This is a genomic window from Actinoplanes sp. NPDC051470 (assembly GCF_040682035.1).
GTDB lineage: Bacteria > Actinomycetota > Actinomycetes > Mycobacteriales > Micromonosporaceae > Actinoplanes.
The window spans coordinates 105,604-127,713 of record NZ_JBFBAA010000008.1; the positions used below are offsets into that span (position 1 = coordinate 105,604).

21 protein-coding genes are annotated in these 22,110 nt (G+C 72.4%); 7 read left to right on the top strand and 14 right to left on the bottom strand.

Annotated elements, in window-relative coordinates:
* Nucleotides 1-6: 6 nt before the first annotated feature.
* Entirely contained in the window at nt 7-1,410 is a 1,404-nt protein-coding gene (xylB, locus tag AB0M54_RS16570) for a xylulokinase (RefSeq protein WP_364330905.1), read from the bottom strand.
* A 4-nt stretch (nt 1,411-1,414) separates the two neighbouring features.
* A complete protein-coding gene (gene xylA, locus AB0M54_RS16575; RefSeq protein ID WP_364330903.1) occupies nt 1,415-2,602 on the bottom strand; it encodes a xylose isomerase in 1,188 nt (395 codons plus the stop codon).
* Between the two features lie 74 nt (nt 2,603-2,676).
* On the opposite strand from xylA, the gene AB0M54_RS16580 reads away from it, so the two are divergent.
* Nucleotides 2,677-3,816 carry an ROK family protein gene (locus tag AB0M54_RS16580; RefSeq protein ID WP_364471991.1) on the top strand — a complete coding sequence of 380 codons (1,140 nt, stop codon included), beginning with the start codon at nt 2,677-2,679 and terminating at the stop codon, nt 3,814-3,816.
* A gap of 2 nt (nt 3,817-3,818) precedes the next feature.
* Here the strand turns inward: AB0M54_RS16580 and AB0M54_RS16585 are convergent, their stop codons facing one another.
* Nucleotides 3,819-4,298: a MarR family transcriptional regulator gene (locus AB0M54_RS16585; protein WP_364471994.1), complete on the bottom strand. Its 480-nt coding sequence runs from the start codon at nt 4,296-4,298 to the stop codon at nt 3,819-3,821.
* 50 nt (nt 4,299-4,348) lie between these two features.
* Here AB0M54_RS16585 and AB0M54_RS16590 point away from each other — a divergent pair, with 50 nt between their 5' ends.
* On the top strand, nt 4,349-5,461 hold the full coding sequence (locus AB0M54_RS16590) for a PP2C family protein-serine/threonine phosphatase (protein WP_364330894.1): 1,113 nt from the start codon (nt 4,349-4,351) through the stop codon (nt 5,459-5,461).
* A gap of 84 nt (nt 5,462-5,545) precedes the next feature.
* On the opposite strand, the gene AB0M54_RS16595 is transcribed toward AB0M54_RS16590, so the two are convergent.
* The 6 genes from AB0M54_RS16595 to AB0M54_RS16620 form a co-directional block, all read right to left on the bottom strand.
* A complete protein-coding gene (locus tag AB0M54_RS16595; protein WP_364330892.1) occupies nt 5,546-7,252 on the bottom strand; it encodes a VWA domain-containing protein in 1,707 nt (568 codons plus the stop codon).
* A 201-nt stretch (nt 7,253-7,453) separates the two neighbouring features.
* Complete coding sequence (locus AB0M54_RS16600) at nt 7,454-8,482, bottom strand: lactonase family protein (protein WP_364330889.1); 1,029 nt, start codon at nt 8,480-8,482, stop codon at nt 7,454-7,456.
* Nucleotides 8,483-8,489: 7 nt separating this feature from the next.
* The gene (locus tag AB0M54_RS16605; RefSeq protein WP_364330887.1) at nt 8,490-9,077 is read right to left on the bottom strand and encodes an ATP/GTP-binding protein; all 588 of its coding nucleotides are present in this window, start codon (nt 9,075-9,077) and stop codon (nt 8,490-8,492) included.
* A complete protein-coding gene (locus AB0M54_RS16610) occupies nt 9,058-9,444 on the bottom strand; it encodes a DUF742 domain-containing protein (protein ID WP_364331192.1) in 387 nt (128 codons plus the stop codon). The genes AB0M54_RS16605 and AB0M54_RS16610 overlap by 20 nt, the downstream gene beginning before the upstream one ends.
* A 2-nt stretch (nt 9,445-9,446) precedes the next feature.
* Complete coding sequence (locus AB0M54_RS16615) at nt 9,447-9,854, bottom strand: roadblock/LC7 domain-containing protein (RefSeq protein ID WP_364330884.1); 408 nt, start codon at nt 9,852-9,854, stop codon at nt 9,447-9,449.
* Nucleotides 9,855-12,308, bottom strand: a complete 2,454-nt coding sequence (locus tag AB0M54_RS16620) for a nitrate- and nitrite sensing domain-containing protein (protein WP_364330881.1) — start codon at nt 12,306-12,308, stop codon at nt 9,855-9,857.
* A gap of 353 nt (nt 12,309-12,661) precedes the next feature.
* Between AB0M54_RS16620 and AB0M54_RS16625 the strand changes: the two genes are divergently transcribed.
* The 4 genes from AB0M54_RS16625 to AB0M54_RS16640 all read left to right on the top strand — a co-directional run bounded on the left by AB0M54_RS16625 (nt 12,662) and on the right by AB0M54_RS16640 (nt 15,675).
* Nucleotides 12,662-13,270 carry a hypothetical protein gene (locus tag AB0M54_RS16625; protein ID WP_364471997.1) on the top strand — a complete coding sequence of 203 codons (609 nt, stop codon included), beginning with the start codon at nt 12,662-12,664 and terminating at the stop codon, nt 13,268-13,270.
* Nucleotides 13,271-13,280: 10 nt separating this feature from the next.
* Nucleotides 13,281-14,198 carry a hypothetical protein gene (locus tag AB0M54_RS16630; RefSeq protein ID WP_364472000.1) on the top strand — a complete coding sequence of 306 codons (918 nt, stop codon included), beginning with the start codon at nt 13,281-13,283 and terminating at the stop codon, nt 14,196-14,198.
* Nucleotides 14,199-14,263: 65 nt separating this feature from the next.
* Entirely contained in the window at nt 14,264-15,262 is a 999-nt protein-coding gene (locus tag AB0M54_RS16635) for a WYL domain-containing protein (RefSeq protein WP_364472003.1), read from the top strand.
* Between the two features lie 2 nt (nt 15,263-15,264).
* Nucleotides 15,265-15,675 carry a nitroreductase/quinone reductase family protein gene (locus AB0M54_RS16640; protein WP_364472273.1) on the top strand — a complete coding sequence of 137 codons (411 nt, stop codon included), beginning with the start codon at nt 15,265-15,267 and terminating at the stop codon, nt 15,673-15,675.
* Here the strand turns inward: AB0M54_RS16640 and AB0M54_RS16645 are convergent.
* The 3 genes from AB0M54_RS16645 to AB0M54_RS16655 all read right to left on the bottom strand — a co-directional run bounded on the left by AB0M54_RS16645 (nt 15,672) and on the right by AB0M54_RS16655 (nt 20,204).
* Nucleotides 15,672-16,145 (bottom strand): hypothetical protein, encoded by a 474-nt coding sequence (locus AB0M54_RS16645; RefSeq protein WP_364472006.1) that lies wholly within the window; start codon nt 16,143-16,145, stop codon nt 15,672-15,674. The genes AB0M54_RS16640 and AB0M54_RS16645 overlap by 4 nt on opposite strands.
* A gap of 283 nt (nt 16,146-16,428) precedes the next feature.
* Nucleotides 16,429-18,477 (bottom strand): M48 family metallopeptidase, encoded by a 2,049-nt coding sequence (locus tag AB0M54_RS16650; RefSeq protein WP_364333007.1) that lies wholly within the window; start codon nt 18,475-18,477, stop codon nt 16,429-16,431.
* Nucleotides 18,478-18,806: 329 nt separating this feature from the next.
* The gene (locus AB0M54_RS16655; protein ID WP_364472008.1) at nt 18,807-20,204 is read right to left on the bottom strand and encodes a family 20 glycosylhydrolase; all 1,398 of its coding nucleotides are present in this window, start codon (nt 20,202-20,204) and stop codon (nt 18,807-18,809) included.
* Nucleotides 20,205-20,281: 77 nt separating this feature from the next.
* Here AB0M54_RS16655 and AB0M54_RS16660 point away from each other — a divergent pair, with 77 nt between their 5' ends.
* Nucleotides 20,282-20,812, top strand: coding sequence for a GNAT family N-acetyltransferase (locus tag AB0M54_RS16660; RefSeq protein WP_364472011.1), 531 nt, complete (start codon nt 20,282-20,284; stop codon nt 20,810-20,812).
* 34 nt (nt 20,813-20,846) lie between these two features.
* Here AB0M54_RS16660 and AB0M54_RS16665 read toward each other — a convergent pair whose 3' ends face one another.
* Together AB0M54_RS16665 and AB0M54_RS16670 are read right to left on the bottom strand one after the other, a co-directional pair.
* Nucleotides 20,847-21,311 carry an NUDIX domain-containing protein gene (locus AB0M54_RS16665; protein WP_364332998.1) on the bottom strand — a complete coding sequence of 155 codons (465 nt, stop codon included), beginning with the start codon at nt 21,309-21,311 and terminating at the stop codon, nt 20,847-20,849.
* Nucleotides 21,312-21,330: 19 nt separating this feature from the next.
* Complete coding sequence (locus tag AB0M54_RS16670) at nt 21,331-22,110, bottom strand: LLM class flavin-dependent oxidoreductase (RefSeq protein ID WP_364332995.1); 780 nt, start codon at nt 22,108-22,110, stop codon at nt 21,331-21,333.

A 22,110-nucleotide genomic window follows, 5' to 3' on the forward strand; every position in this document is an offset into this window, starting at 1 on the left:
AAGAGGTTAGCCGTCCCTCCGGTCGATCACCGCGTCGCGGGCGGCCGCGTACTGCTCGCGGATGAGCGGGACGCTCGTGTCCTCGTACACCTCGGGGGTCTCGGCCGACCACGACGGCGGCGCCGCCCCGCCCGCGGTGACCCAGGCGGCCTGACGGGCCGCGCCGTCGGCGACGTATTCGCCGGGCGGCGGGACCAGCACCGGCAGGCCGAACAGGGCCGGGGCGATCCGGCGGACCGCGTCGCTGCGCGCGCCGCCGCCGACCAGGACGATCCGGTTGGCCGTGGAGCCGTTGCGCTCGAGCGCGTTCAGGCCGTCGGCGAGCGCGCAGAGCATGCCCTCGACGGCGGCCCGGGCCAGGTGCGCCGGGTCGGACGTACGCAGGGTGAGGCCGTGGATGGCGCCGGTGGCCCGCGGCCGGTTCGGCGTGCGCTCGCCCTCGAGGTAGGGGATGAGCACCAGGCCGTCGGCGCCGGCCGGGGCGGACAGCGCGAGGCGGGACAGCTCGTCGTGGTCGACGCCCAGCAGCTTGGCCGCCGCGTCCAGCACCCGGGCCGCGTTCAGCGTCACCACGATCGGCAGGAAGCGGCCGGTGCAGTCGGCGAACCCGGCCACCGTGCCGGTCGGGTCGTTGGGGGCCACGTCGCTGGACACGAAGACCGTGCCGGACGTGCCGATCGAGATCACCACGTCGCCGGGCTGGGCGCCCGCGCCGAGGCCGGCCGCCGCGTTGTCGCCGGCGCCGGGGCCGAGCGGCGCGCCGTTGGGCAGGTGTCCGGCGATGCCGGTCGGGCCGAGCACCTCGGGCGTCCGGATGGCCCGGCCGAAGCCGAGTTCGAGCAGGTCGGGACGGTACGCGTTGTGCTCGGCGGACCAGTAGAGGGTGCCGCTGGCGTCGCTGCGGTCGGTGCGCAGCGTGTCGAGCCCGGTCGCGCCGCTGAGCTTCCAGGTGAGCCAGTCGTGCGGCAGGCACACGGCGGCGACCCGCTCCGCGTTCTCGGGTTCGTTGCGGGCCAGCCAGCGCAGCTTGGTCAGGGTGAAGCTGGCCACCGGCACGATGCCGACCGCGTCGACCCACTCCTGCGGCCCGCCCAGCTCCTTGATCAGTTCGGAGGCCGCCCCGGCGCTGCGGGTGTCGTTCCACAGCAGCGCCGGGCGGACCACCTCGCCGTTCTCGTCGAGCACCACCATGCCGTGCTGCTGGCCGGCGACCGAGGCGGCGGCGACGTCGTCGAGCCCGCCGGCCTCCTCGATGGCCTGCTGAAGCGCGGTCCACCAGGCCTCCGGATGCACCTCGGTGCCGTCCGGGTGACTCGCGCGTCCTTGCCGGACCAGTTTCCCGGTCTCGGCATCGCGGATCACGACCTTGCAGGACTGGGTGGAGCTGTCGATTCCGGCGATCAAACTCATGAGCTCAGCTTGCCCTGACAACGTGGTCGATGGCGAGCTGATGCAACTTCACGAATCCGTATCCCTGTGCGCCGGCCGCGTCGGCGTCGAAGTCTTCCCAGGCGCTGCGGTCGGCCAGCAGGTCGGCGTACGTCTCGCCGGGGTTCAGGGTCGGCGTGGACAGGTCCTTGACCTTGCTGTACGCCAGCGCCTCCTGCACCGCCGGGTCGGCCCGGAACTCCGCGGCACGCTCCTTGAGCAGCAGGTACATCCGCATGTTGGCGGCCGCCGAGTCCCACACGCCGGCGAAGTCCTCGGTGCGCGACGGCTTGTAGTCGAAGTGGCGCGGGCCGTCGTAGCCTCGGCCGCCGCCCCAGCTGCCGTTCTCGAGCAGGTCGACCAGGGAGAACGCGTTGAGCAGGTCGCCGTGACCGAAGACCAGGTCCTGGTCGAACTTGGGGCCGTGCTGGCCATTGAGGTCGATGTGGAACAGCTTGTCGTGCCACAGCGCCTGGGCGATGGCGTGGGTGTAGTTGAGGTTGGACATCTGCTCGTGGCCGACCTCGGGGTTGATCCCGAACAGCTCGGGCCGCTCCAGCTCCTGGGTGAAGGCGATGGCGTGGCCGGCAGTGGGCAGCAGGATGTCGCCGCGAGGCTCGTTCGGCTTGGGCTCGATGGCGAACCGGAGACCGTAGTTCTTGTCCTCGGAGTACTGCGCGATCAGGTTGAGGCCCTCGCGGTAGCGGTCGAGGGCGGCGTAGATGTCCTTGGCCACGTCGTACTCGGAGCCCTCACGGCCACCCCAGAGCACGAAGGTCTTGGCGCCCAGCTCGGCGGCGAGGTCGACCTGGCGGAGGATCTTGCGCAGCGCGTACCGCCGGACCGAACGGTCGTTGCTGGTGAACGCGCCGTCCTTGAACAGCGGGTGCTCGAAGGTGTTGGTGGTCACCATCGGGACGACGATGCCGGTCTCCTCCAGCGCCTTCTTGAAGCCGGCGATGATCCCGTCCCGGGTCACCGCGTCCGAGCCGAAGGGCACCAGGTCGTCGTCGTGGAACGTGATGCCGTACGCGCCGAGCTCGGCGAGCTTGTGCACACCCTCGATCGGGTCGAGCTTGGGGCGGGACGCCTCACCGAAGGCGTCGCGGGCCCGCCACCCGATGGTCCACAGGCCGAATGAGAACTTGTCCTCGCGGGTGGGTTGGAGCGACACGGTTACCTCCGGGAAACGTCGTGGATTTGTTCAATGGTTGAATTATTTGAGCGCGGTATGGCAATGTCAAGGGCGTGACCGCGCGCATCCAGGCCTCCTCGACGGTCCCCGTGCGCCAGTCCAGCGTCCGCGCCCATAATCTCGCGCTCGTCCTGCAAACCGTCGCGACCAGCGAAAATCCGATCTCACGGGCCTCCACCTCGGCGGCCACCGGGCTCACCCGGGCCACCGTCTCGGCGCTCGTCGACGACCTCATCGTCCGCGGGCTGCTGGTCGAGCGCGAGCCGGCGCCACGGTCCGGCGCCGGGCGGCCCGCCGCGGGCCTCGCGCTCGCCCCGGACGGCGCCTTCGGGCTCGGCCTCGAGATCAACGTCGACTACCTGGCCGCCTGCGTGATCGATCTCACCGGTCAGGTCCGCCACCGGGTCGTCGCGCCCGCCGACCAACGGAGCAGTTCGTGGGAGGAGACGCTCGCCCGGCTCGTCCGGCTGACCCCGGCCGGCGGCGTGTCCGGCGCCGCGCTGGCCGTTCCCGGGCTGGTCTCCGCGGACGGGATCGTGCGGGTCGCCCCCAACCTGGGCTGGCAGGACGTCGACGCCGGCCGCTACCTGAGCGAGGCGCTGGGCCTGCCGGTGGCCGTGGAGAACGAGGCCAACCTGGCCGCGCTGAGCGAGCTGCGCGCGGCCGGGGGCCGCCCGACCTTCGGCTACGTGTCCGGCGAGATCGGCATCGGCGCGGGCCTGGTGCTCGACGGCGCGCTCTACCGAGGGGTACGCGGCTGGAGCGGCGAGATCGGCCACCTGCCGGTGCATCCGGACGGCCGGCCCTGCCGGTGCGGGGCACGGGGCTGCCTCGAGCAGTACGCCGGCCAGGAAGCGCTGCTCCGGGCGGCCGGCGCGGCGACGCTCGCCGGCCTGCCGGACGACGCCGACCTGGGCGAGGCCGGCGCCGCCCTGGGCATCGCGCTGGCCGGCGTGATCAACCTGCTCGACCTGGACACCATCGTGCTCGGCGGCATCTACGGCCCGTTGCTCCCCCGGTTACGCCCGTCGATCGAGCACGAACTGGGCCGGCGGGTGCTGACCGCCGGCCTGGCCCCGGTCACGCTGCGGGCGGCGGCCCTGGGCGCCGACGCGGCCATGCGGGGCGCGGCCGAGTCGGTGATCCGGTCGATCCTCGACGACCCCGCGACATTCCTGACCCGGACGACGTAGTTTCAGGCCGTGCGCCGGGACGTGTCGCTCGGGCTCTCCGCGGCGGCCACCGCGAACTCGGACAGGCCGCGGACCAGCCCCGCCCGGCCCGCCGGGGACATCCGGTCGAGCGCCGCGCCCAGCAGCGCCAGCCGTGACGCGCGAAGCTCGTCGAGCAGCTGCCGCGAGTACGGTGTCAGGTACAGCGCGATCTCACGACGGTCGATGCGCCCGGGCGCCCGATCGACCAGGCCGGCGGCCACCAACCGGTCACACAGCCGGCTCGCCGAGGACAGAATCATGCGTAACCGGCCGGCCAGCGTACGCAGATTGATGCCCTCGTCCTTCTCGACCACGATCAGCGCGTTCAACTGCGCCGCGGACAACCGGGGCGTGCTCTGTTCGCGGGCCGCCTCCCAGGTGGCCAGCAAGGTTTGCGCGGCGTCATCAAGCGCCGCGGCGCGCATCGGGTCCGGTACGACCGGCCCATGGTGTTCGCCCATGGTGCCTCGGACACTACCCGTACCGTCCACGCAGCCGAAGGGATGAAACCGTGTCCAGGCGAAGTGTGTCCGTCCGGCGGGCGCTGACCGGCGCTCCGGCCGACCGGGTCGTGGAGGCGATGACCGACGCGCTCCGGGCCGAGTACGGCATCGAGGACGCGGACCTGCTGCTCGTCGACTACCGGCTGGCCGCCCTGCTGCCGCTGGCCGGGGGCGCGCCGGTGACCCGGCCGGGCGATCCGGCCTGGCGCTGCTTCGACCACCAGACCGAGGTGCTGGCCGGCAGCGTCCTGCACCTGCCGGTGAACGTGCGCGGCGAACGGATCGGGGTGCTCCGCTGCCGGCCCGCCCCCGACCCGGCCGAGGACCGCGCCGAGCTGGCCGAGCTGGCCCTCGCGCTGGGACACGAGCTCCAGGCGGCGGTCGTCGGCACCGACCGCTACACGATGGCGGCGCGGACCCGGCGGCTGACCCTGGCCGCCGAGATGCAGTGGGAGCTGCTGCCCGGGCGGTGCCGGATCCGGCCCTCGTTCGGCCTGGCCGGACAGCTCGAGCCGTCGTACGCGGTGAACGGCGACAGCTTCGACTGGGCCGAGGACGACGGGCGGCTGTCCCTGGCCGTGCTGAACGGGATGGGCGAGGGCATGACCGCCGCGCTGCTCACCTCGCTGGCCACGTACGCCCTGCGCAACGCGCGCCGGGCCGGCCTGCCCCTGGCCGACCAGGCCGCCCTCGCCGACCAGGCCATCTTCGCCCAGCACGCGGGCGCGTGGCACGTCTCCGCCCTGCTCCTGGAACTGGACCTCAGGTCGGGCGAGCTGACCGCGGTGGACGCCGGCTCACCGACGCTGATGGTGCTGCGCGACGGCGAGGCCCGCACCCAGGACTTCGAGGCGCAGTTCCCGCTCGGCATGTTCGAGAGCACCGAGTACCACCCCGAGAAGGTTCAGCTGCGCCCGGGCGACCGGCTGCTGGTCGTCAGCGACGGCATCACCGAGGCCGCGGCCTACGGCAACGTGGCGCTGGGCCGTTTCCTGCGCCGGATCGGGCCGATGGCCCCGCTCGAGGCGGTGCGGTCGCTGCTCGGCGACCTGCGCATCCACCTCGGCGAGGCCGACCTGGACGACGACGCCGTGGCCGTCGTCCTGGACTGGTCCGGCTGAGCTGAATGGCTGAGTTGAATGGCCTCGCTCCGCTCGGCGGGCGGTCGGCACCGAGTCCCGCAGCGGCTCGCAGTTCGTAACTTTTTACCCGTTGGCGCCGTTCCGGCTGGAGATGGCCTCGAGGAAGATGTCGCTGATCTTGGCCGGGTCGGGGGCAATGAAGACGCCGCCGGCGCTGGTCGCGTTGGTGATCGCCTCCAGCTCCTTGCGGTTGACCTCGCCGCCGATGCCGATGATGACCATGCGGACCGGGCGCTTCGGGTCGTTCGCCTTCTTCAGGGCGTCCACCAGCTGCGGCAGCTCGAGCCCGCCCGGGTTGTCGTTCTCGCCGTCGGTGAACAGCAGCACCGAGTTGATCCGGCCGTCGACCCAGTCGTTCTGGACCTCTTTGTAGGCCGCCAGCGCGGTGTCGTAGAGACCGGTGTCGCCACCGTCCTTCGGCACGATCGCCCCGGTGGCCTGGAGGAGTTCCTGACGCGACGAGGTGAGCGGGCTGATCGGCACGATCTCCTTGTACGGTCGCTTGCCGACCATGTCGGTGGAGAACACCCACACGCCGACCGACCACTTGTCGTCGAAGAGACTGAGACCCTGCTGCGCGGCCTTCTGCGTGACAGCGGCGCGGCTGAGGCCCCGCGCGGTCGGCACCGGCTTCTTCATCGAGCCCGAGACGTCGAACACGGCGAGCGCGCGGCCGGGCAGCGTGATCGCCGACCAGCTACCCAGAGCCTGGCTGATCGCGCCGGCGTCGACGCCGGACGCGGCCGCGCCGCCCTTGGAGGGGTCGGCCGGGGCCGAAGCGGCCTTGCTGGCCGCCGGAGCGCCCACCGGCATGCTGAAGCCGTCGCCGACCGTGCCGTCCGGCCCGCGGAGACCGGCCTTGGCCAGCAGATTCTTGAAGTTCGCGCCGGACAGCTGCCCGCGCAGGCCGGTGGCCGCGGCCTGCCGCTGCAGGTCGACCCCCGGCATGATCGCGAACGGGTAGCTCAGTCCCGGTGGGGACGGGTCGAGGTAGAGCGCGGCCAGTTGCACGGCCGGCTGCTCGGCGTTGAACGCGATCACGTCTTCTTCGGACAGCGGCGCGGCGCTCAGCGAGCTCGAGAGATCGGCCTCACCGGCCGACCGCGGGAACTTCTGGAGCAGGTCGTCACGAAGCGCCGAACTGCCCAGAGCCAGCGCGCGGAGCGCGCCGACCTTGGCCTGCTGCGCCTGCGCGCCCTCACCGGCCGAGGCCCCGAGGGCCAGCAGACCGGCCAGACCGGCCGCGTCCCGGTTCGGGTCGACGATGCCGGTGCGGATGTTGGTGTCGGTCAGCATCTTGCCGAGCAGGTCTTTCCAGGTCAGCTTGCGGTTGGGCCAGCCGAACCGGCCCTCGGCCACCGGGGTGGGCATGGCCACCACGATCGGGCTCTGCGCGATCGGCGTGCCGTCGGACGGCGTGAAGCCCGACGCCTCCTTCTTGAGGCGGAGCAGCCAGGTCTGTGAGTCGGAGACCCAGACGTCCGGCACGGTCACCGACTGCGGGGCGTTGCCGAGCCCGTTGATCGTGACACCGTGCTCGCGGGCCACGGCGGCGGCCATCGTCGCCGGGTTGACCCCGGAGACGTTGACGGCGACACATGTCCCGTTGACGTTGGCGCCGTCGGTCACCCATTGCTGGGCAGCCTGTTCGATCGCCCCGGCGATTTCCGGGGCGGCGGCGACGTTCAGCGGAATCTGACCGGTACACCCCTTGTCGGTGAGCTGCTGGTAACCGAAGTAGGAACCGGTGAGGACGACGATGATCGCCATCGCGGCTCCGATGACCCCGGCGCCCCTGAGATTGAAGTTTCGGCGATGGCGTCCTGACACGGGCTCCATACTGCGCATAGGAGAGACCGAATGCCATACACGTTCGGACGAAAGTTACTCACATCGAAAATTACTGTCACGATTTCAACTCAATGTGATCGGACCGTGGCAACCCGTAGACGACTTAAGCGCCCGTAAAGGTTAGATCGGAAGCCAGCGAAGCACGCAGGTGGGACTCGGCACAGCCGTCGGCGCATCCTGGTCACGGAGCAACCCGTCGGCCGCGTCGATGTGGAAGATCGTCACGGTGTGTGAACGCTCGTTGGCTACATAGAGGTGGTCGCCGGCCACCGTGAGATGACGGGGCCACACCCCGCCGGTGGGCGTCTCGCCGAGCCGGGTGGCCCGCTCGCCGTCCCAGCCGAACACCGTCACGGTGTCGGGGCCGCGGGTCGCCAGATAGACGAAGCGGCCGTCCGGGCCACCGGTGACCTCCGACGGGTACGCCTCGCCGGTCGCCGACGTGGCCGGGACGGCGCCCACGGGCTCCAGGCCGCCGGGACCGGGCCGGTGCCAGCTCAGCTCGGCCGACAGCTCACCGGCGACCAGGACGGCGCCGTCCGGCGTACGCAGAAGGTGTCGTGGCCCGAAGCCGGGCGCGGTCACGATCGCGGGCGAAAGATCGAGCAGGCGACCGCTCAGCGGGTCGAGACGGGCCCGCCAGACCCGGTCCGAGCCGAGATCGGCGATCAGCACATGGCCGGTCGCGTCCGGCGACACCATGTGCGCGTGCGGGCCCTTCTGCCGCTCGGGGTCGGGGCCCTGACCCTCGAGATGGACCAGATCCGTCCGCTCGCCCGGCCGCCCCTCGGCGTCCAGCGGGTGCACCGAGACGCTGCCGCTGGTGTAGTTGGCCGCGACCAGATGGTGGCCGTCCGGGGTGACCGCCACGTGGCACGGGTGTCCGCCGCCGGTGCCCGCCGCCCCGAGCGGCGTCAGCGCGCCATCCGGACCGACCGCGAACGCCGAGACCGTGCCGGCCTCGAGCTCGTTGGCGGCGTACAGCACCGGCAGCACCGGGTGCCGGGCCAGGAAGGACGGCGACCGGGTGCGGGCGGCCAGGCCGGCGCCGGACAGCTCGCCGGTGGCCGGGTCGCGGCGGAGCAGCGTGATGCCCTCGCCCCGGCCGCCGCTCTCGCCGGTGTAGCTGCCGACGTACAGGAGCTCCACCGGCCGGCTACCGGCGGCCGGCGCTGGTCAGCTGCTTACGGGCGACGTACTCGACCAGCTCGATCAGCACGTTGCGGGCCGACGAGGCGTCACGCGCGTCGCAGAGCACCACCGGCACACCGGGGTCGAGGTCGAGCGCCCCGGCCACCGCGTCGGGGGTGAACCGCTTGTCCTGGTCGAACGTGTTCACGCCGACCACGAACGGGGTGCCGCGCTGCTCGAAGTAGTCGATCGACGGGAAGCAGTCGGCCAGCCGGCGGGTGTCGGCCAGCACCACCGCGCCCAGCGCGCCCTGCGACAGCTCGTCCCAGAGGAACCAGAAGCGGTCCTGGCCGGGCGTGCCGAACAGATAGAGCAGCAGGTCGTCGGTGATCGTGATGCGTCCGAAGTCCATCGTCACCGTCGTCGTGGTCTTGCCCTCGACCAGACCGGTGTCGTCGGCGTCGTCGCCGCCGGACAGGACCTCCTCGGTCTGTAACGGCCGGATCTCGCTGACCGACGACACCAGGGTGGTCTTGCCGACACCGAAACCACCGGCGATCAGAATCTTGAGCGCAACCGGGACACGCGAGCCGTCAGAGCGCTCGGAGACCATGGACAACCGCCTTGAGAACGTCGACGTCGGGCGGCTGCTCGGCCGCCGCGGGCTGGGACAGGGAGATCAGACCCGCCGAGCGTAGATCACCCAGCAGGACACGCAGAACACCGATCGACAGGTCGAGCCGGGAGGCCAGCTCGACCACGGTCACCGGGTCCCAGCAGGCGGACACGATCGCGTGGTGTTCGGGCTGGAGGTGCATGCCCGGCGCGGCGTCGGCCGCGCCGGTCGACTCGACGAAGGCGACCAGGTCGTACTCGGTCGCCGACGGCGCCACCCGGCCCTGGGTGACCGCGTACGGGCGCACCACCGGCCCGGCCTCGCGGTCGAGCCAGTCGTGCGGCGCGCGCAGCGGATCGGCCATCGTCACCCGTCCAGCGGTGACCGGGTCGGCGCCTGCATGAACTCGCCGACCCGGGTGACGAGCATCGCCATCTCGTACGCCAGCACGCCCAGGTCGGCGTCGCTGGCGGCCAGCACGGCCAGGCAGGCGCCCTGCCCGGCGGCCGTGACGACGAGGAAGGCACTGTCCATCTCGATCACGGTCTGCCGCACCGGACCCGCCCGGAAGTGCCGGCTCGCGCCCTTGGCGAGGCTCTGGAAGCCCGCCGCCATCGCGGACAGGTGTTCGGCCGCGTCCCGGGCCATGCCGGTTGACGAGCCCATCATCAGCCCGTCCGCGGACAGCACCACAGCCTGCTTCGCCGGCGGCACGCGCTCCAGGAGCTCGTCGAGGAGCCAGGTGAGGTTCGCGCCTTGCTTCGCTTGTGCCACTTATGCGTCCTTCTCGTCGCGTACCACCGGGAGATTGACGGTAGCCGCTTCATCCAAAGCGTTGTCGAGGGCGGGTGGGCGGGGTTCCGGATCGATGCCGGCGGCGGCCTGACGGCCACGCGTTGACCCGCGCTGGAGGGCGGACATCATGCTGCGGATCTCGTCCGGCGACCGGGTGGGCACCGTGTCGGCGTCGTCCTCCGGTGCCGCCTCGCGCAGTTGTGGCGCGAGATTGGCCTGACGGACCCGCTTGGGCAACCCCTCCCTGGTGGTCTCCCCCGGCGGTGCCGCCGCGGGCTCGTCGGCGGCCGGCCGGGCCTTGCGCCGGCGGCGTACCAGTCCTTCCGGCGACAGGCCGTCGGCGACCGAACTGCTGCTGAAGGGCGGGCCGGCCGACGAGATCGGCTCGGACGCGCCGCGCTGCCGCGGCACCACCGGGCCTGGCGACTGGAGCGGCACCGGCTGGGTGGCCTCCACGTCCTCCCACTGGAGGGCGGCGGCCGGGTGTTCCCAGGCCGTGGCGCCGGCCACCGGCGCCGGCGGCATCAGGCCGGGCGGGGTGGGCTCGGCGGTGATCAGCTCGCCCGGGACCAGCACGACGGCGACGATGCCGGAGTACGCCGACGGGCGCAGCGACACCTTGATGCCGTGCCGGTGGGCCAGCCGCGCCACCACGAACAGACCGAGCCGGGCGCTGTCCGACGGGTCGAAGTCGGGCGGCTCGATCATCTTGTGGTTGGCCTCGTCCAGCGACTCCTGGGACATGCCCAGGCCGCGGTCCTCGATCTCCAGGGCGTACCCGTTGGGCAGCAGGTTGCCGGTGACCTGGACCCGGGTCTGCGGCGGCGAGAACGACGCCGCGTTCTCGAGCAGCTCGGCCAGCAGGTGGATGACGTCGCCGACGGCCCGGCCGACCACCGCGGCCCCGGCCACCGTGGTGATGTCCACCCGCTTGTAGTCCTCGACCTCGCTGATCGCGCCGCGGATCACGTCGATCACCGCCACCGGCTGCCGCCAGCCCCGGCCGGGCACCGCGCCGGTCAGGATGACCAGGTCTTCGGCGTGCCGCCGCATCCGGGTGGCCAGGTGGTCGACGCGGTAGAGGTCTTCGAGCTCGTCCGGCTCGGTCTCGCGCCGCTCCATCTTGTCGAGCATCGCGAGCTGGCGGTGCAGCAGCGTCTGGCTGCGGCGGGCGATGTTGAGGAAGACCTCGTTCAGGCCCTTGCGTACGGCGGCCTCGTCGACCGCCGACTGCACGGCGGTGGTCTGCACCTCGTTGAACGCGCGCCCGAGCTGGCCGATCTCGTCCCGCCCGTACTCCAGCGGCGGGGTCTCGATGCCGACGTCGACCGGCTCGCCGCGCTGGAGCCGGCGCACCACCGAGGGCAGCCGCTCGCCGGCCAGCTCCAGGGCCTCCTTGCGGAGCCGGCCCAGGCGGCCGACGATCGACCGGCCCACCCGGATCGACACGATGATCGAGATGACCAGCGCGCCCAGGCCGAGCAGACCGGCCACGCCCAGGCGGACCAGGACGCGCACGGCCACCGGGGTGGACCGCTCGGCCAGCGCCTGGGTGGCGTTGATCTCGAAGGCGCGCAGCTGCTGGGCCCCGGTGTCGTAGACCGGCTTCCAGACCTCGTCGGCGACCGGCGGCGCGCCGTCCGGCCGGGCCCGGTTGAGCAGCGTGTACTGCATCTCCTCGAGCTTCTTCCAGGACGCCGAGTTGCTCAGCACCTGGTAGGTGGTGCGGTCGCTGGACGGCAGGTCGGCGATGCCCTCGGCGAGCAGGAAGCGGGACGTGACGATGGCCGCGACCAGGTCGTCGTGCACGTCGGCCTCGAACCGGCCGCGGGTGTTGCCGGCGGCCAGCAGGGCGTCGGCGCGGCTCAGATATTCCTGGCCCCGGCCCACCGTGATGAGCGCGCGGATCTGCCGGTCGACGGTGTCGTCGCCGAACGACGCGGTGGCCGAGAACATCAGGAAGCCGGCGTCGATCATCCCGTTGAAGAGGTTCTGCGCGCCGACCACGTCGACCTCACGGGCATCGATGTGGGCGCGGTTGGCGCGCAGGCCGTCGAGGTCGGCGAAAACCTGGTCGATCCGGGTACGCAGGGTGTCACTGGCCGCGTTCTCGGCGTCCTCGCCGCCCGCCGAGCGCCGGAAGTCGGCGGCCGCGCGATCGGTGGCCGCCCGCTGCGCCGCGAGGGCGGGGGTGACCGCGTTGCCCTCGCCGGACAGCTGGATGACCGCGAGCCGGCGCTCCTTCTGCAGCTCACCGACCAGGACCTCACCGGGGCGGCCGACGGTGTCCAGCAGCGTCTGCGCGGACAGCAGGTTGAACGCCGGCCCGACGGTGAGCACCGTGGCGAAGACCCACAGCGCCAGCAGGGCCGTGAGCGGCACCACCACCAGCGCGATGATCTTCGACCGGATCGACCAGTACCGGGATTTCATCTAGCTCCGCCCGACGGGTACGGCATGGACCGGCACTCCGTCCTGAAGTTGGAGCGTGCACCTCGGCAGAGGATACGAAATCGACGCGGAGCGAGGAACCCGCGCCTTGCCCGGTATCGCCGCTTTGTACCGACGCACCGCGCGTTTGGTCCGGATGCACCGCGCGATTGGCATGAACCCGACACTACGGCGTCACCCGTCCGAAGTGGCTGGTCAACGGTCCGTGACCAAAGGCGGTCGGCATGGGGACATCCGACCATCTCCTTCTGGAACAGGTCAAGTAAACGCATCGGCTGGACGGGATTGACGACCACCGCTGAGTGGGAATACCCAGAGCGAAGAAGGAGGAGCCCATGTCCGGTGGACAAGTCATCGTCCTCGTCATCGTCCTGCTGGTGCTGGCCGTGGTCGCGGTCTTCGCCGTCCGCGCGGCCCGCCGCCGCAAGCTGCAGAGCACTTTCGGGCCCGAATACGACCGCGTCGTCGCCGACACGGGCAACCGCGCCGACGCCGAGAAGGAGCTCCAGGAGCGTCAGAAGCGGCACGCCGAGCTGGAGCTCAAGGACCTGAGCCCGGAAGACTCGGCGCGCTACCGCGAGTCCTGGGAAGAAGTGCAGATCCAGTTCGTCGACAACCCCGGCGAAGCCGTGGCGACCGCCGACGACCTGGTCACCCGGCTGGTCGCCGACCGTGGCTACCCGACCGCCGACTACGACGACCAGCTCGCCAACCTCTCCGTCGAGCACGCCCGCACGCTGAGCCACTACCGCGACGCCCACGACATCAGCACCCGCAGCCGGAACGGCGAGGCCAGCACCGAAGACCTGCGCCAGGCCCTGGTGTACTACCGGGCGCTGTTCGCCGACCTGCTGGGCGAGGAGCCGGTGCAGCCGGCCACCACCACCAAGACCGTCAACAACAGCGACGTCACGGGCCCGCGCCCGGACGCCACCAGCCGCTGAGGAGCCGGTGATGCGTTTCTTCACGAACGAGAACAAGGACGAGACCGACCCGAAGGACGTCGACGTCAAGGAGCGTGGCGGCTCCCACAATGACGCCACCGAGTCGGCCGACACCGTCGCGCTGCCGCAGCAACGCGGCAACTCACCGTGGTCGTCCACGCCGGACGGCACCCCCGAACACGACGCCGACCCGGACGACACCGCCACCACCGGGCACGACGCCACCACCGGGCACGACGCCACCACCGCACACGACGCCAGCGGCAGCCACCGCTGGGACGCCGATGACGAGCCGCTGATCGAGGACCCGACGCCGCCGGACCACGCGGTGGCGGACACCGCGCCGGCCGCCCGGGCCGACTCCGACACCGTCGCCGAGCCGACGACCGACAGCGCCGAGAAGGGCTGGGCCGGGCCGACCGCCGCCGGCGACCGGGCCGACGACGACGAGACCTCCGACGACAAGGGCGCGACGCTCCGCGACGGCGGCGACTTCGACGACCCCAAGGTTGTTTCCCACGAGGTGACGACCACGGACACCGCGGTCGTCGTCGCCGAGCCCGAGCCGGTGCCCGCCGCCACCACCGCGGCCGTGCCCGGCGCGCCGGTCGCGCCGGACGCGCCCGGCACGGACACGGCGGCCAAGCCCGGTGAGGTCGACGCGCCCGCGGTCACCACGATCTTCGACGCCGGCGACGCGAAGGCCTTCCAGGACCGGTGGCGCGACGTGCAGCTGCGGTTCGTGGACAGCCCCAAGGAGGCCACCGCCGAGGCGGCCACCCTGGTCGACGACGCCGTGGAGCAGCTGACCGCCAGCCTGCGGAGCCAGAAGGAGCAGTTCGGCGGCGAGAGCACGGAGGACACCGAGAAGCTGCGCGTCGAGCTGCGCGGCTACCGGGAGATCTTCAACCGGATCATCGGGCTCTGACCGTCCCGTGCCACCGCGCCGATGACTGACACCCACTGTCAGTCATCGGCGCTATCGTTCGGGCCATGCGCGCCGGCCGCCTGCTCTCCCTCCTGCTGCTCCTGCAGACCCGGGGGCGGATGACCGCGCAGGCGCTGGCCGAGGAGCTCGAGGTGTCGGTGCGGACCGTCTACCGCGACGTCGAGTCGCTGAACGGGTCCGGGGTGCCGATCTACGCCGACCGCGGGCCGGCCGGCGGCTATCAGCTGCTGGACGGCTACCGGACCCGGCTCACCGGGATGACCGGCGACGAGGCGGCCACCCTGGTGCTGGCCGGCATCCCGGGCGCGGCCGCCGAGCTGGGGCTCAAGTCGGTGCTGGCGGCGGCCGAGCTCAAACTGCGGGCGGCCCTGCCGGGTGAGCTCGCGGGGCGGGCTGACGGCGTACGCGAACGGTTTCATCTCGACGCGCCCGGCTGGTTCCGGGCCGACGAGCCGGTGCCCCACCTGGCCGCGCTGGCCGGCGCGGTGTGGGACGCGCGGCAGGTGTCGGTGCGCTACCGGCGGTGGAAGGCCCCGCGCGAGGTGAGCCGGACGCTGTCGCCGCTGGGCGTGGTGCTCAAGGCCGGTCGGTGGTACCTGGTGGCGGCCCGCGCCTCCGCTCCCGACGGCCGCATCACCGCCTACCGGGTGGCGAGCGTGCTCGACGCCGAGGTGCTCGACCTGCCCGCGGTCCGGCCGCCCCGCTTCGACCTGGCCACGTTCTGGCAGGAGTGGACCGAGCGGTACGAGCGGAGCGTCTACACCGGCACCGCGACCGTCCGGATGACGGCCGACGCCCTGCGCTTCATGGCCTTCGTCTTCCCGCCCGAGATGTCCCGGGTGGCCCGCGAGCGGGCCGGTGAGCCCGACGAGTCGGGGCGCGTGGTCACCGAGGTCCCCATAGAGTCGATCAAGCACGGCCACACCGAGCTGCTGAAACTCGGCGCGAACGTCGAGGTGCTGGCGCCCCCGCCGCTCCGCGAGATGCTCGCCGAGACGACCCGCGGCCTGGCCCAGCTCTACCTGGAAGGAGAACCGCCGTGACGATGCCGGACGACCTGCTGGCCCACAACGCGAAGCTGATCGAGGAGTTCCGGGCCGACGGCGGGCGCTCGATGGGCGACCGGCCACTGCTCCTGCTGACCACGGTCGGCCGCAGCACCGGCCGGCGCCGGACCAGCCCGATGATGTATATCGACGAGCCGGACCGCTACCTGGTGGTCGCCTCGAACGCCGGCGCGCCCGCCGACCCGCTGTGGTACCGCAACCTGCTCGCCGACCCGACGGTCACGGTCGAGGTGCCCGGCCGCACGTTCCAGGCCCGGGCCACGCCGCTCGAGGGTGACGACTACGACCGGACGTGGGCGGCCGTCAAGGACCGGTTCCCGTTCTTCGCCGAGCACGAGGAGCGCGCCGGCCGGCCCATCCCGGTCGTCGCGCTCGCCAAGGCCGGCTAGGCGGTCTCTTCGGAGTTGCCGCCGCCCGGGCCCTCGTTGCCGGTGCCGCCCTCGTCCGGGTCGGCGGGCGTCGTGGCGCCCTCCTCGTCCGGCGGCGGGGTGGTCTCGTCGTCCTCGGTCGGGGCCGGCGCCGGGTCGGTGGTCTCCACCGGGGGCGGGTTCGTCTCCTCGGCGGCCGGCTCGGTGGACTTCTCGCTCGCGGCCGGCTTCGGCTTGGACGGCTCCATCGGCGTGTACTTCGCCTCGCGCTTCGGCTTCCGGGTCGGCTCGGGCTCGGGCTCGTCGGCCGCGGCCCCCGCCCCGCCGGGCCCGGCGTCCGGGTTCGGCTTCTGCTCGCTCCGCACCACCGGCGGCTTCGGCGGCGCCACCGTCACGTCACCGATCTGGACGCCCAGCCACAGGGCGGGACCGAGCCCGACCGCGACCAGCGCCCCGAAGAGCGCCATGGGTCCCCGCTGTCCGCGTTCCATCAGCGCCCCTCCTCCCCATGATTCGTGTCGGCTGTGCCTAGATCTACCCAAAGAATCCGAAGCTAAAGCCGCCGCCACGAGATGCCATTGTGACCCAAAGTGAAGTTCCGGTTACGTGATCGTCGGAAGTGTGACCGTCTACCAGGAAGCACGAACCGGACGGCCGAACAGTTCAGCGCCCACCAAGGATTTACCTCCTGGTGGGCGCCGATCAACCGAGTTTGTCGCCCCCGTCAGCGGCTGCTGACCAGGCCCGCGTCAGCGCGTGCCGGCCAGGAACGCGTCAGCGGGTGCTGGCCAGGAACGCCACCGCGTTGTCGAGCGCGGCCCAGCCGCCGGGCAGCTCGTCCGAGTCGAGCGCGGCCCGCACGGTCATCGTGTTGCCGTCGCGGAGCTGAAGATCCCACGCCTTCGGGGTGCGGCGCGTCTGGGTCGCGCCGCTGACCTCCGCGTACGGGACGAAGCGCGCGCCCGGCGTCGCGTCGGCCGTGGTGGCGACCTGGGCCAGCCGGCGCTTGGCCGAGCCGTTCTGCGAGCGGGGCAGGCCGGGCACCAGCAGCAACCCGTTGTCCACGATCAGCAGGTCGGTGCGCGAGCCGTCGACGACCAGGTTGACCAGCCCGCCGACCACGTCGGCGCCGGTGCGGCGGTCCCGGTTGGCGCCCACCGGGGCGGCCGGGTCGATCCGCAGGGCGAGCAGCCGTTCGCGGGCCGCGCCGACGGTCGCCGGATCGGTGACGAGCGTGGCCACCGCACCCAGGTCGAGGTGGCCGCCGTCGGAGGCGACCAGTTCGGCCGTGCCGGTCCAGCTGTGCCGCCACCGGGCGGCGTCGCTGCGCAGCGCGGCCAGGGCGAGCAGCAGGGTGACCAGTTCGGTGATGCGGCGCTCGGTCTCGTCCGGCGGCATGTCCGGGAAGACGGTCTCGGCCACCTTGCGCAGCCGCCCGTCCGCGGCCAGGTCGAGCACGTCGGCGGCCGAGGCCACCGGGCTGCCGGCGGCCCGGGTCAGGGTGCCGAGCGCGGCGTCGGCCTCGCGGTCCATCTCGGCCGCCCGGGCCACGCCGAAGAAGTCGTCCCAGCCGACGATGGTGCGTCCGCGCGGCGGGAACGCGACCGCCTGCAGCGCCCGGCCCAGACCCGGCAGGTCGGGCACCAGCTCGACGTCGCCCGCGATCAGCGCGGCGCCGGTCGGCTCGACGTCGGCCAGGGCGCCGGCCGGAACAGCTTCATCGAGCGGAGCGGCCGGAGCCGCCACGTCGGTGAGCCCGGCCGGGATGTCGTCGAGCAGCGGCGCGCCCGCACCGGCCATGGCGGGCGCCGCGGCAGCCGTCTCCAGAACCGGCCCGGCCGCGGTCCGGGCCGGCGCGGTCACGGCCTGAGCGTGAGGCGACGCGGCCGGGGCCGGGGTCGCGAGGGCGGTCACCGCGGCCAGTCGCTGCGGGCGGGGCGGGTGGGTGTCCCACTCGTCGGCCGTGTGCGGCTCCTGGCGGCGCAGGATGGTCAGTTCGTCGGCGCGGGCGGCCAGCATCCGCAGGAAGCCGCCGAAGACGTCGTCCGGGGCGTGCCCGGCGCGCCAGCCGGGGGCCACGTACTCGGTGTAGAAGACCCGTTGCAGGCTCTCCATGGCCGGGCCGTCGCGCAGCATCGCCACCGTGGCCGCGACCCCCGCGAACTCGGCCGCGACCCGGTCGGCGCACAGCTCCTGGGCCTGGCTGACCGGCTGGTCGTGGCGGCGGTAGAAGAGCGCGTACCCCCGGAGCCCGGGACCGGCCGCGTTCCGCCGGGTGATCCGCGGGATGATCCGCGCGACCGCCCGCCGCCCGCGGTAGGCGAACGGCGCCCACCGGCTCAGCCGCGGCGTGGCGTGCGCGAGCTCGTGCGCGACCGCCGCCCCCAGCACGGCGTTGTCCCAGGCCTGGAGCAGCGGCAACCCGACGTAGAGATCGCGCCGCCCACCGATCAGACCCAGCAGATGGGTACGTTCGCTGAACGCCACGGTGGCCTCCGCGACCACGATCAGCCGCTCCGGCGTCCGCACCTGGCCGGCCTGAGCCGCGGCGTCGATCATCGCCCACAGCGCCGGCGCATCGGCCCGGGTCACCGGGACGCCGGCCGGCTCGACCCGGCGGGTGCGAAGAGCACGCCAGGTCGCGTACGCCATCACACCGACCGTGGCGATGCAGAGCGGAACCCCGAGCCGCAGCGCCGCGCCCGACGGCAGCAGCGACAGCACCAGCAGCACCGGCACCACGACCAGCAGCAGCTGGGCCACGGCGACCGCGAGGAAACCGGCCAGCATGGTGGCCGAGAGCCACGCCCTGGCACCGCCCAACGTCCGCTCCTTCCGGCAGCCGCCCCTTCAGTCGGGGGAGGCGCGCACCACACTAGGCCGCGTTCCCGCGCCCGGTTCCGTCCCGCGCCGGGGGCACAGCTTCCGCTCTCCCCTACGACGTGCGGAAACACGACACGGCGCGGGATCGGAAAACTTAAGGAAGATTTTCACCACACCCCGCACGGGTGACAGCCGCGACCGACCACTCACGCGAGAGACGCGTCACGGCCCGGCCGACCACCCGGCTCGCGGTGCGCCACGGCGCCCGGGTGTTGCGGTTGGTGACGCCGTCGCGCGTACCGGATGGGTTGGCGAAGTAAGCCGGACGGTTACTCCCAGTCGACGGTCGGTGACGGGTGATAGGCGGTGCCCTCGGCGCGCCAGCGTGGGGCGTAGGCGGCGACGCGGCGGCGGAAGGACGGCCAGTCCCGGGCCTCGCGCGGGGACCAGGCGATCTCGGCGATCGCGGGCAGCCGCGGGAACGTCATCGTCTCGACGTCGGCCCGGCTGCGCAGCGTCTCGGACCAGAGGGCGGCCTCGACGCCGAGCAGCGCGTGTTCGGGCACACCGGGCAGGCGGTCGGCCGGGTCCCAGTCGTAGGCGCGGTCGAGTTCCACGCAGCCGGCCCAGTCGAGCCCGAGGCGGAAGCCGGGCTCGTACTTCATGTCGAGGTAGGTGCGGTCGGCCGGCGACATGATCACCTGGCTGCCGGCGGCCACGGCCCGGGCGGTGCCGTCGTCGGCCGGCTCGGTGCGCCAGAACTGGGGCACCGCCGTCTCGGGCAGCTCGACGTTGGCCATCTCGTGCCAGCCGACGGCCCGCTTGCCGTACTTGCCGACCAGTGGCAGCACCCGCGACATGAAGGTGCGGTAGTCGTCGGGCGTGGTGGCCTGCGCCTCGTCGCCGCCGATGTGCAGGAACGGGCCGGGGGTGAGGGCGGCCACCTCGCGGATGACGTCCTCGACGAAGGCGTACGTGGTCTCGGAGTCGGCGACCAGCGAGCTGTAGCCGACCTCGGTGTCGGTGCGCTGCGGCACCGGGTTGCCGTCCGCGGTCAGGGCCGGGTACGCGAACTGCGCCGCGTTGACGTGGCCGGGCATGTCGATCTCGGGGACGATCGTCACGAAGCGCTCGGCGGCGTACGAGACGATCTCGGTGTAGTGGTCGCGGGTGTAGAAGCCGGGGCCCTCGCCGCCGACGCCGGTGCCGGACGCGCCGCTGACCTCGGTGAGGCGCGGCCAGCCCGGGATCTCGAGCCGCCAGCCCTGGTCGTCGGTCAGGTGCAGGTGCAAGTGGTTGATCTTGAAGGCCACGATGGCGTCGATGAAGGCCTTGACCTCGTCGACAGTGAAGAAGTGCCGGGCCACGTCGAGCATCACGCCGCGGTAGGCGAACCGCGGCCGGTCGGCGATGTGGCCGGCGGGCAGCGTCCCCTCGGAGATCAGCTGCCGCAGCGTCTGCACGGCGGCGAACGCGCCGGCCGGAGTGGCGGCCCGGACCCGGACCGAAGAATCGGAGATGTCCAGCTCGTACGATTCATCCGGCCCGTCGAGGCCCAGCGCGAACTGGATCGCGCCGCCGGACGGGGCGGCCGGAAGCCCCAGGAAGGCCGCCACCCAGGCGAGGCCGGGATCGGCCGAGACCTGCGTGGCGGGCGTGATGGCGAAGTGCCCGTCCGCGGGAACAGCGGAGACGGGCACGGGGATGACGTCGTCGAGTCGTCGCACGGGCACGACTCTAAATGCTGTTTCCAGTTCATGACGTACCGCAAGGTCGTGACGTGTGTCGCGGATAGGATCCGCGCATGGCGATCACCGTCCGCCGCGCCGCCCCGAGCGACGCCGCCGAACTCCACGACGTCGCGGCCGAGACCTTCGCGCTGGCCTGCCCGCCCGGCACCACCCAGGCCGACGTCGACGACTTCGTGACCACGCACCTGTCCGAGGCGCGCTTCGCGGAATACCTGAAGGACGAGAACCGCGTGCTGCTCGTCGCCGAGGAGGACGGGACCCCGGTCGGCTACACGATGCTGGTCCGCGGCCCGATCGCCGACGAGGACGTGCGCCGGGTGATCGACCCGGACGGCAGCATCGAGCTGAGCAAGTTCTACGTGCTGCTGGACCGGCACGGCTCAGGCATCGCCCACGACCTGATGGCGGCCACGCTGGCGGCGGCCGCCGCGACCGGCGCCACCCTCTGCTGGCTCGGCGTCAACCAGCTCAACGCCCGGGCGGCCCGGTTCTACGAGAAGAACGGCTTCACGATCCGGGGCACCAAGCGGTTCAAGGTGGGCGATAACTGGCACGACGACCACGTGCGGGCCCGCCCTCTCTAGCGGCTTTTCCCTGCACGGCTCTCTACACGGCTCCCTACACGGCGAACCAGGTCCCCGGCGACAGGGCGCACTCGATGCGGTGCTTGCCCAGGTCGCCGACCGGCGGCATGTCGTCGAGGGCGAACCAGCCGACGGCCAGCGACTCTTCGTCGTTCACCCGGGCCTCGCCGCCGACCGCCCGGCACCGGAACGTGATGTCCACGTACTGCACCAGGTCGTCGTTGGGGCAGGTGGTCACCGGCTGAGTCAGCACGCTGACCACCCGCTCCGGCTCGATGTGCACGGCGGTCTCCTCGTACACCTCGCGCACGATGGTCTCGGCCGGCTGCTCCCCCGGCTCCATGACCCCGGCCGGCAGCGCCCACCGGCCGCTGTCGGCCCGCTCGCCGAGCAGCACCCGCCCGGCGTCGTCGAACACGACCGCGGTCACGCCGGGCGTCAGGATCAGCCGGTGCCCGATGTCGTTGCGCAGAGCCTGGATGTACGGCGGAATCGGCATGCCGGTCACCATATGTGGATCAGTCGACCAGGGGTCGGACCTCCTCCGCGACGAACCGGAAGAACGCGTGCAGGTCGGGCTCGTCGGCATCCGGCTCGATGATGACCGAGGAGGCGCCGGCCTCGACGTAGGCCCGGATCGAGTCGGCGACCGTCTTGGCGTCGCCGGTGCGGCCGCGCGGGTGTGGCGCGAACATGATGATCTTGTGGGCCGGGTCGCCGATGTGGGCCCGGGCCTCCCGCACACCGTCCGGCGTCACGCTGCTGACCAGGATCGTCTCGTCGGCCAGCTCGCCGGCCAGCTTGAGCGTCTTCGGTCCCATCGCGCCGACCACGATCGGCGGCGGGGTGGCCGGCGGCCAGTCCAGCTTGACCCGGTCGAGCGAGACGTACTTGCCGGTGGTCGTGACCTCTTCGCCGGCCAGCAGCGGGCGCAGGGCGCCGAGCCACTCGCGCAGCAGCGTCAGCGGCGAGTCGGCCCGGGCGCCCACCTGGCCCATCCACTCCTGCACGCCGTGGCCGACCGCCACGATGGCCCGGTCGCCGAACATGCGGCTGAGCGTGGCGATCTCCATCGCCTCGACCACCACGTTGCGGAACGGCACCGGGGTCAGGCCGACGCCGACCCGGATCCGCTCGCTCCAGGCCAGGGCGGCCGCGGTGGCCGAGATGCCGCCGTTGAGGAAGCAGTCCTCCCAGAGCCACAGCTCGTCGAGCCCCAGCTGGTCGGCGAGTTGCACGGCCGCGCGCAGGTTCTCGGGCGGGTTCTGGGGCCGATAGGTGACACCGATAACCGTCAT

Excerpts from the sequence above, each read along its gene's own strand:
- xylB (WP_364330905.1), bottom strand. The coding sequence starts at position 1,410 with ATGAGTTTGATCGCCGGAATCGACAGCTCCACCCAGTCCTGCAAGGTC.
- AB0M54_RS16585 (WP_364471994.1), bottom strand. The coding sequence starts at position 4,298 with ATGGGCGAACACCATGGGCCGGTCGTACCGGACCCGATGCGCGCCGCG.
- AB0M54_RS16595 (WP_364330892.1), bottom strand. The coding sequence starts at position 7,252 with ATGGCGATCATCGTCGTCCTCACCGGTTCCTACTTCGGTTACCAGCAG.
- AB0M54_RS16605 (WP_364330887.1), bottom strand. The coding sequence starts at position 9,077 with ATGGTCTCCGAGCGCTCTGACGGCTCGCGTGTCCCGGTTGCGCTCAAG.
- AB0M54_RS16610 (WP_364331192.1), bottom strand. The coding sequence starts at position 9,444 with ATGGCCGATCCGCTGCGCGCGCCGCACGACTGGCTCGACCGCGAGGCC.
- AB0M54_RS16620 (WP_364330881.1), bottom strand. The coding sequence starts at position 12,308 with ATGAAATCCCGGTACTGGTCGATCCGGTCGAAGATCATCGCGCTGGTG.
- AB0M54_RS16625 (WP_364471997.1), top strand. The coding sequence starts at position 12,662 with ATGTCCGGTGGACAAGTCATCGTCCTCGTCATCGTCCTGCTGGTGCTG.
- AB0M54_RS16630 (WP_364472000.1), top strand. The coding sequence starts at position 13,281 with ATGCGTTTCTTCACGAACGAGAACAAGGACGAGACCGACCCGAAGGAC.
- AB0M54_RS16635 (WP_364472003.1), top strand. The coding sequence starts at position 14,264 with ATGCGCGCCGGCCGCCTGCTCTCCCTCCTGCTGCTCCTGCAGACCCGG.
- AB0M54_RS16640 (WP_364472273.1), top strand. The coding sequence starts at position 15,265 with ATGCCGGACGACCTGCTGGCCCACAACGCGAAGCTGATCGAGGAGTTC.
- AB0M54_RS16645 (WP_364472006.1), bottom strand. The coding sequence starts at position 16,145 with ATGGAACGCGGACAGCGGGGACCCATGGCGCTCTTCGGGGCGCTGGTC.
- AB0M54_RS16660 (WP_364472011.1), top strand. The coding sequence starts at position 20,282 with ATGGCGATCACCGTCCGCCGCGCCGCCCCGAGCGACGCCGCCGAACTC.
- AB0M54_RS16665 (WP_364332998.1), bottom strand. The coding sequence starts at position 21,311 with ATGCCGATTCCGCCGTACATCCAGGCTCTGCGCAACGACATCGGGCAC.
- AB0M54_RS16670 (WP_364332995.1), bottom strand. The coding sequence starts at position 22,110 with ATGACGGTTATCGGTGTCACCTATCGGCCCCAGAACCCGCCCGAGAAC.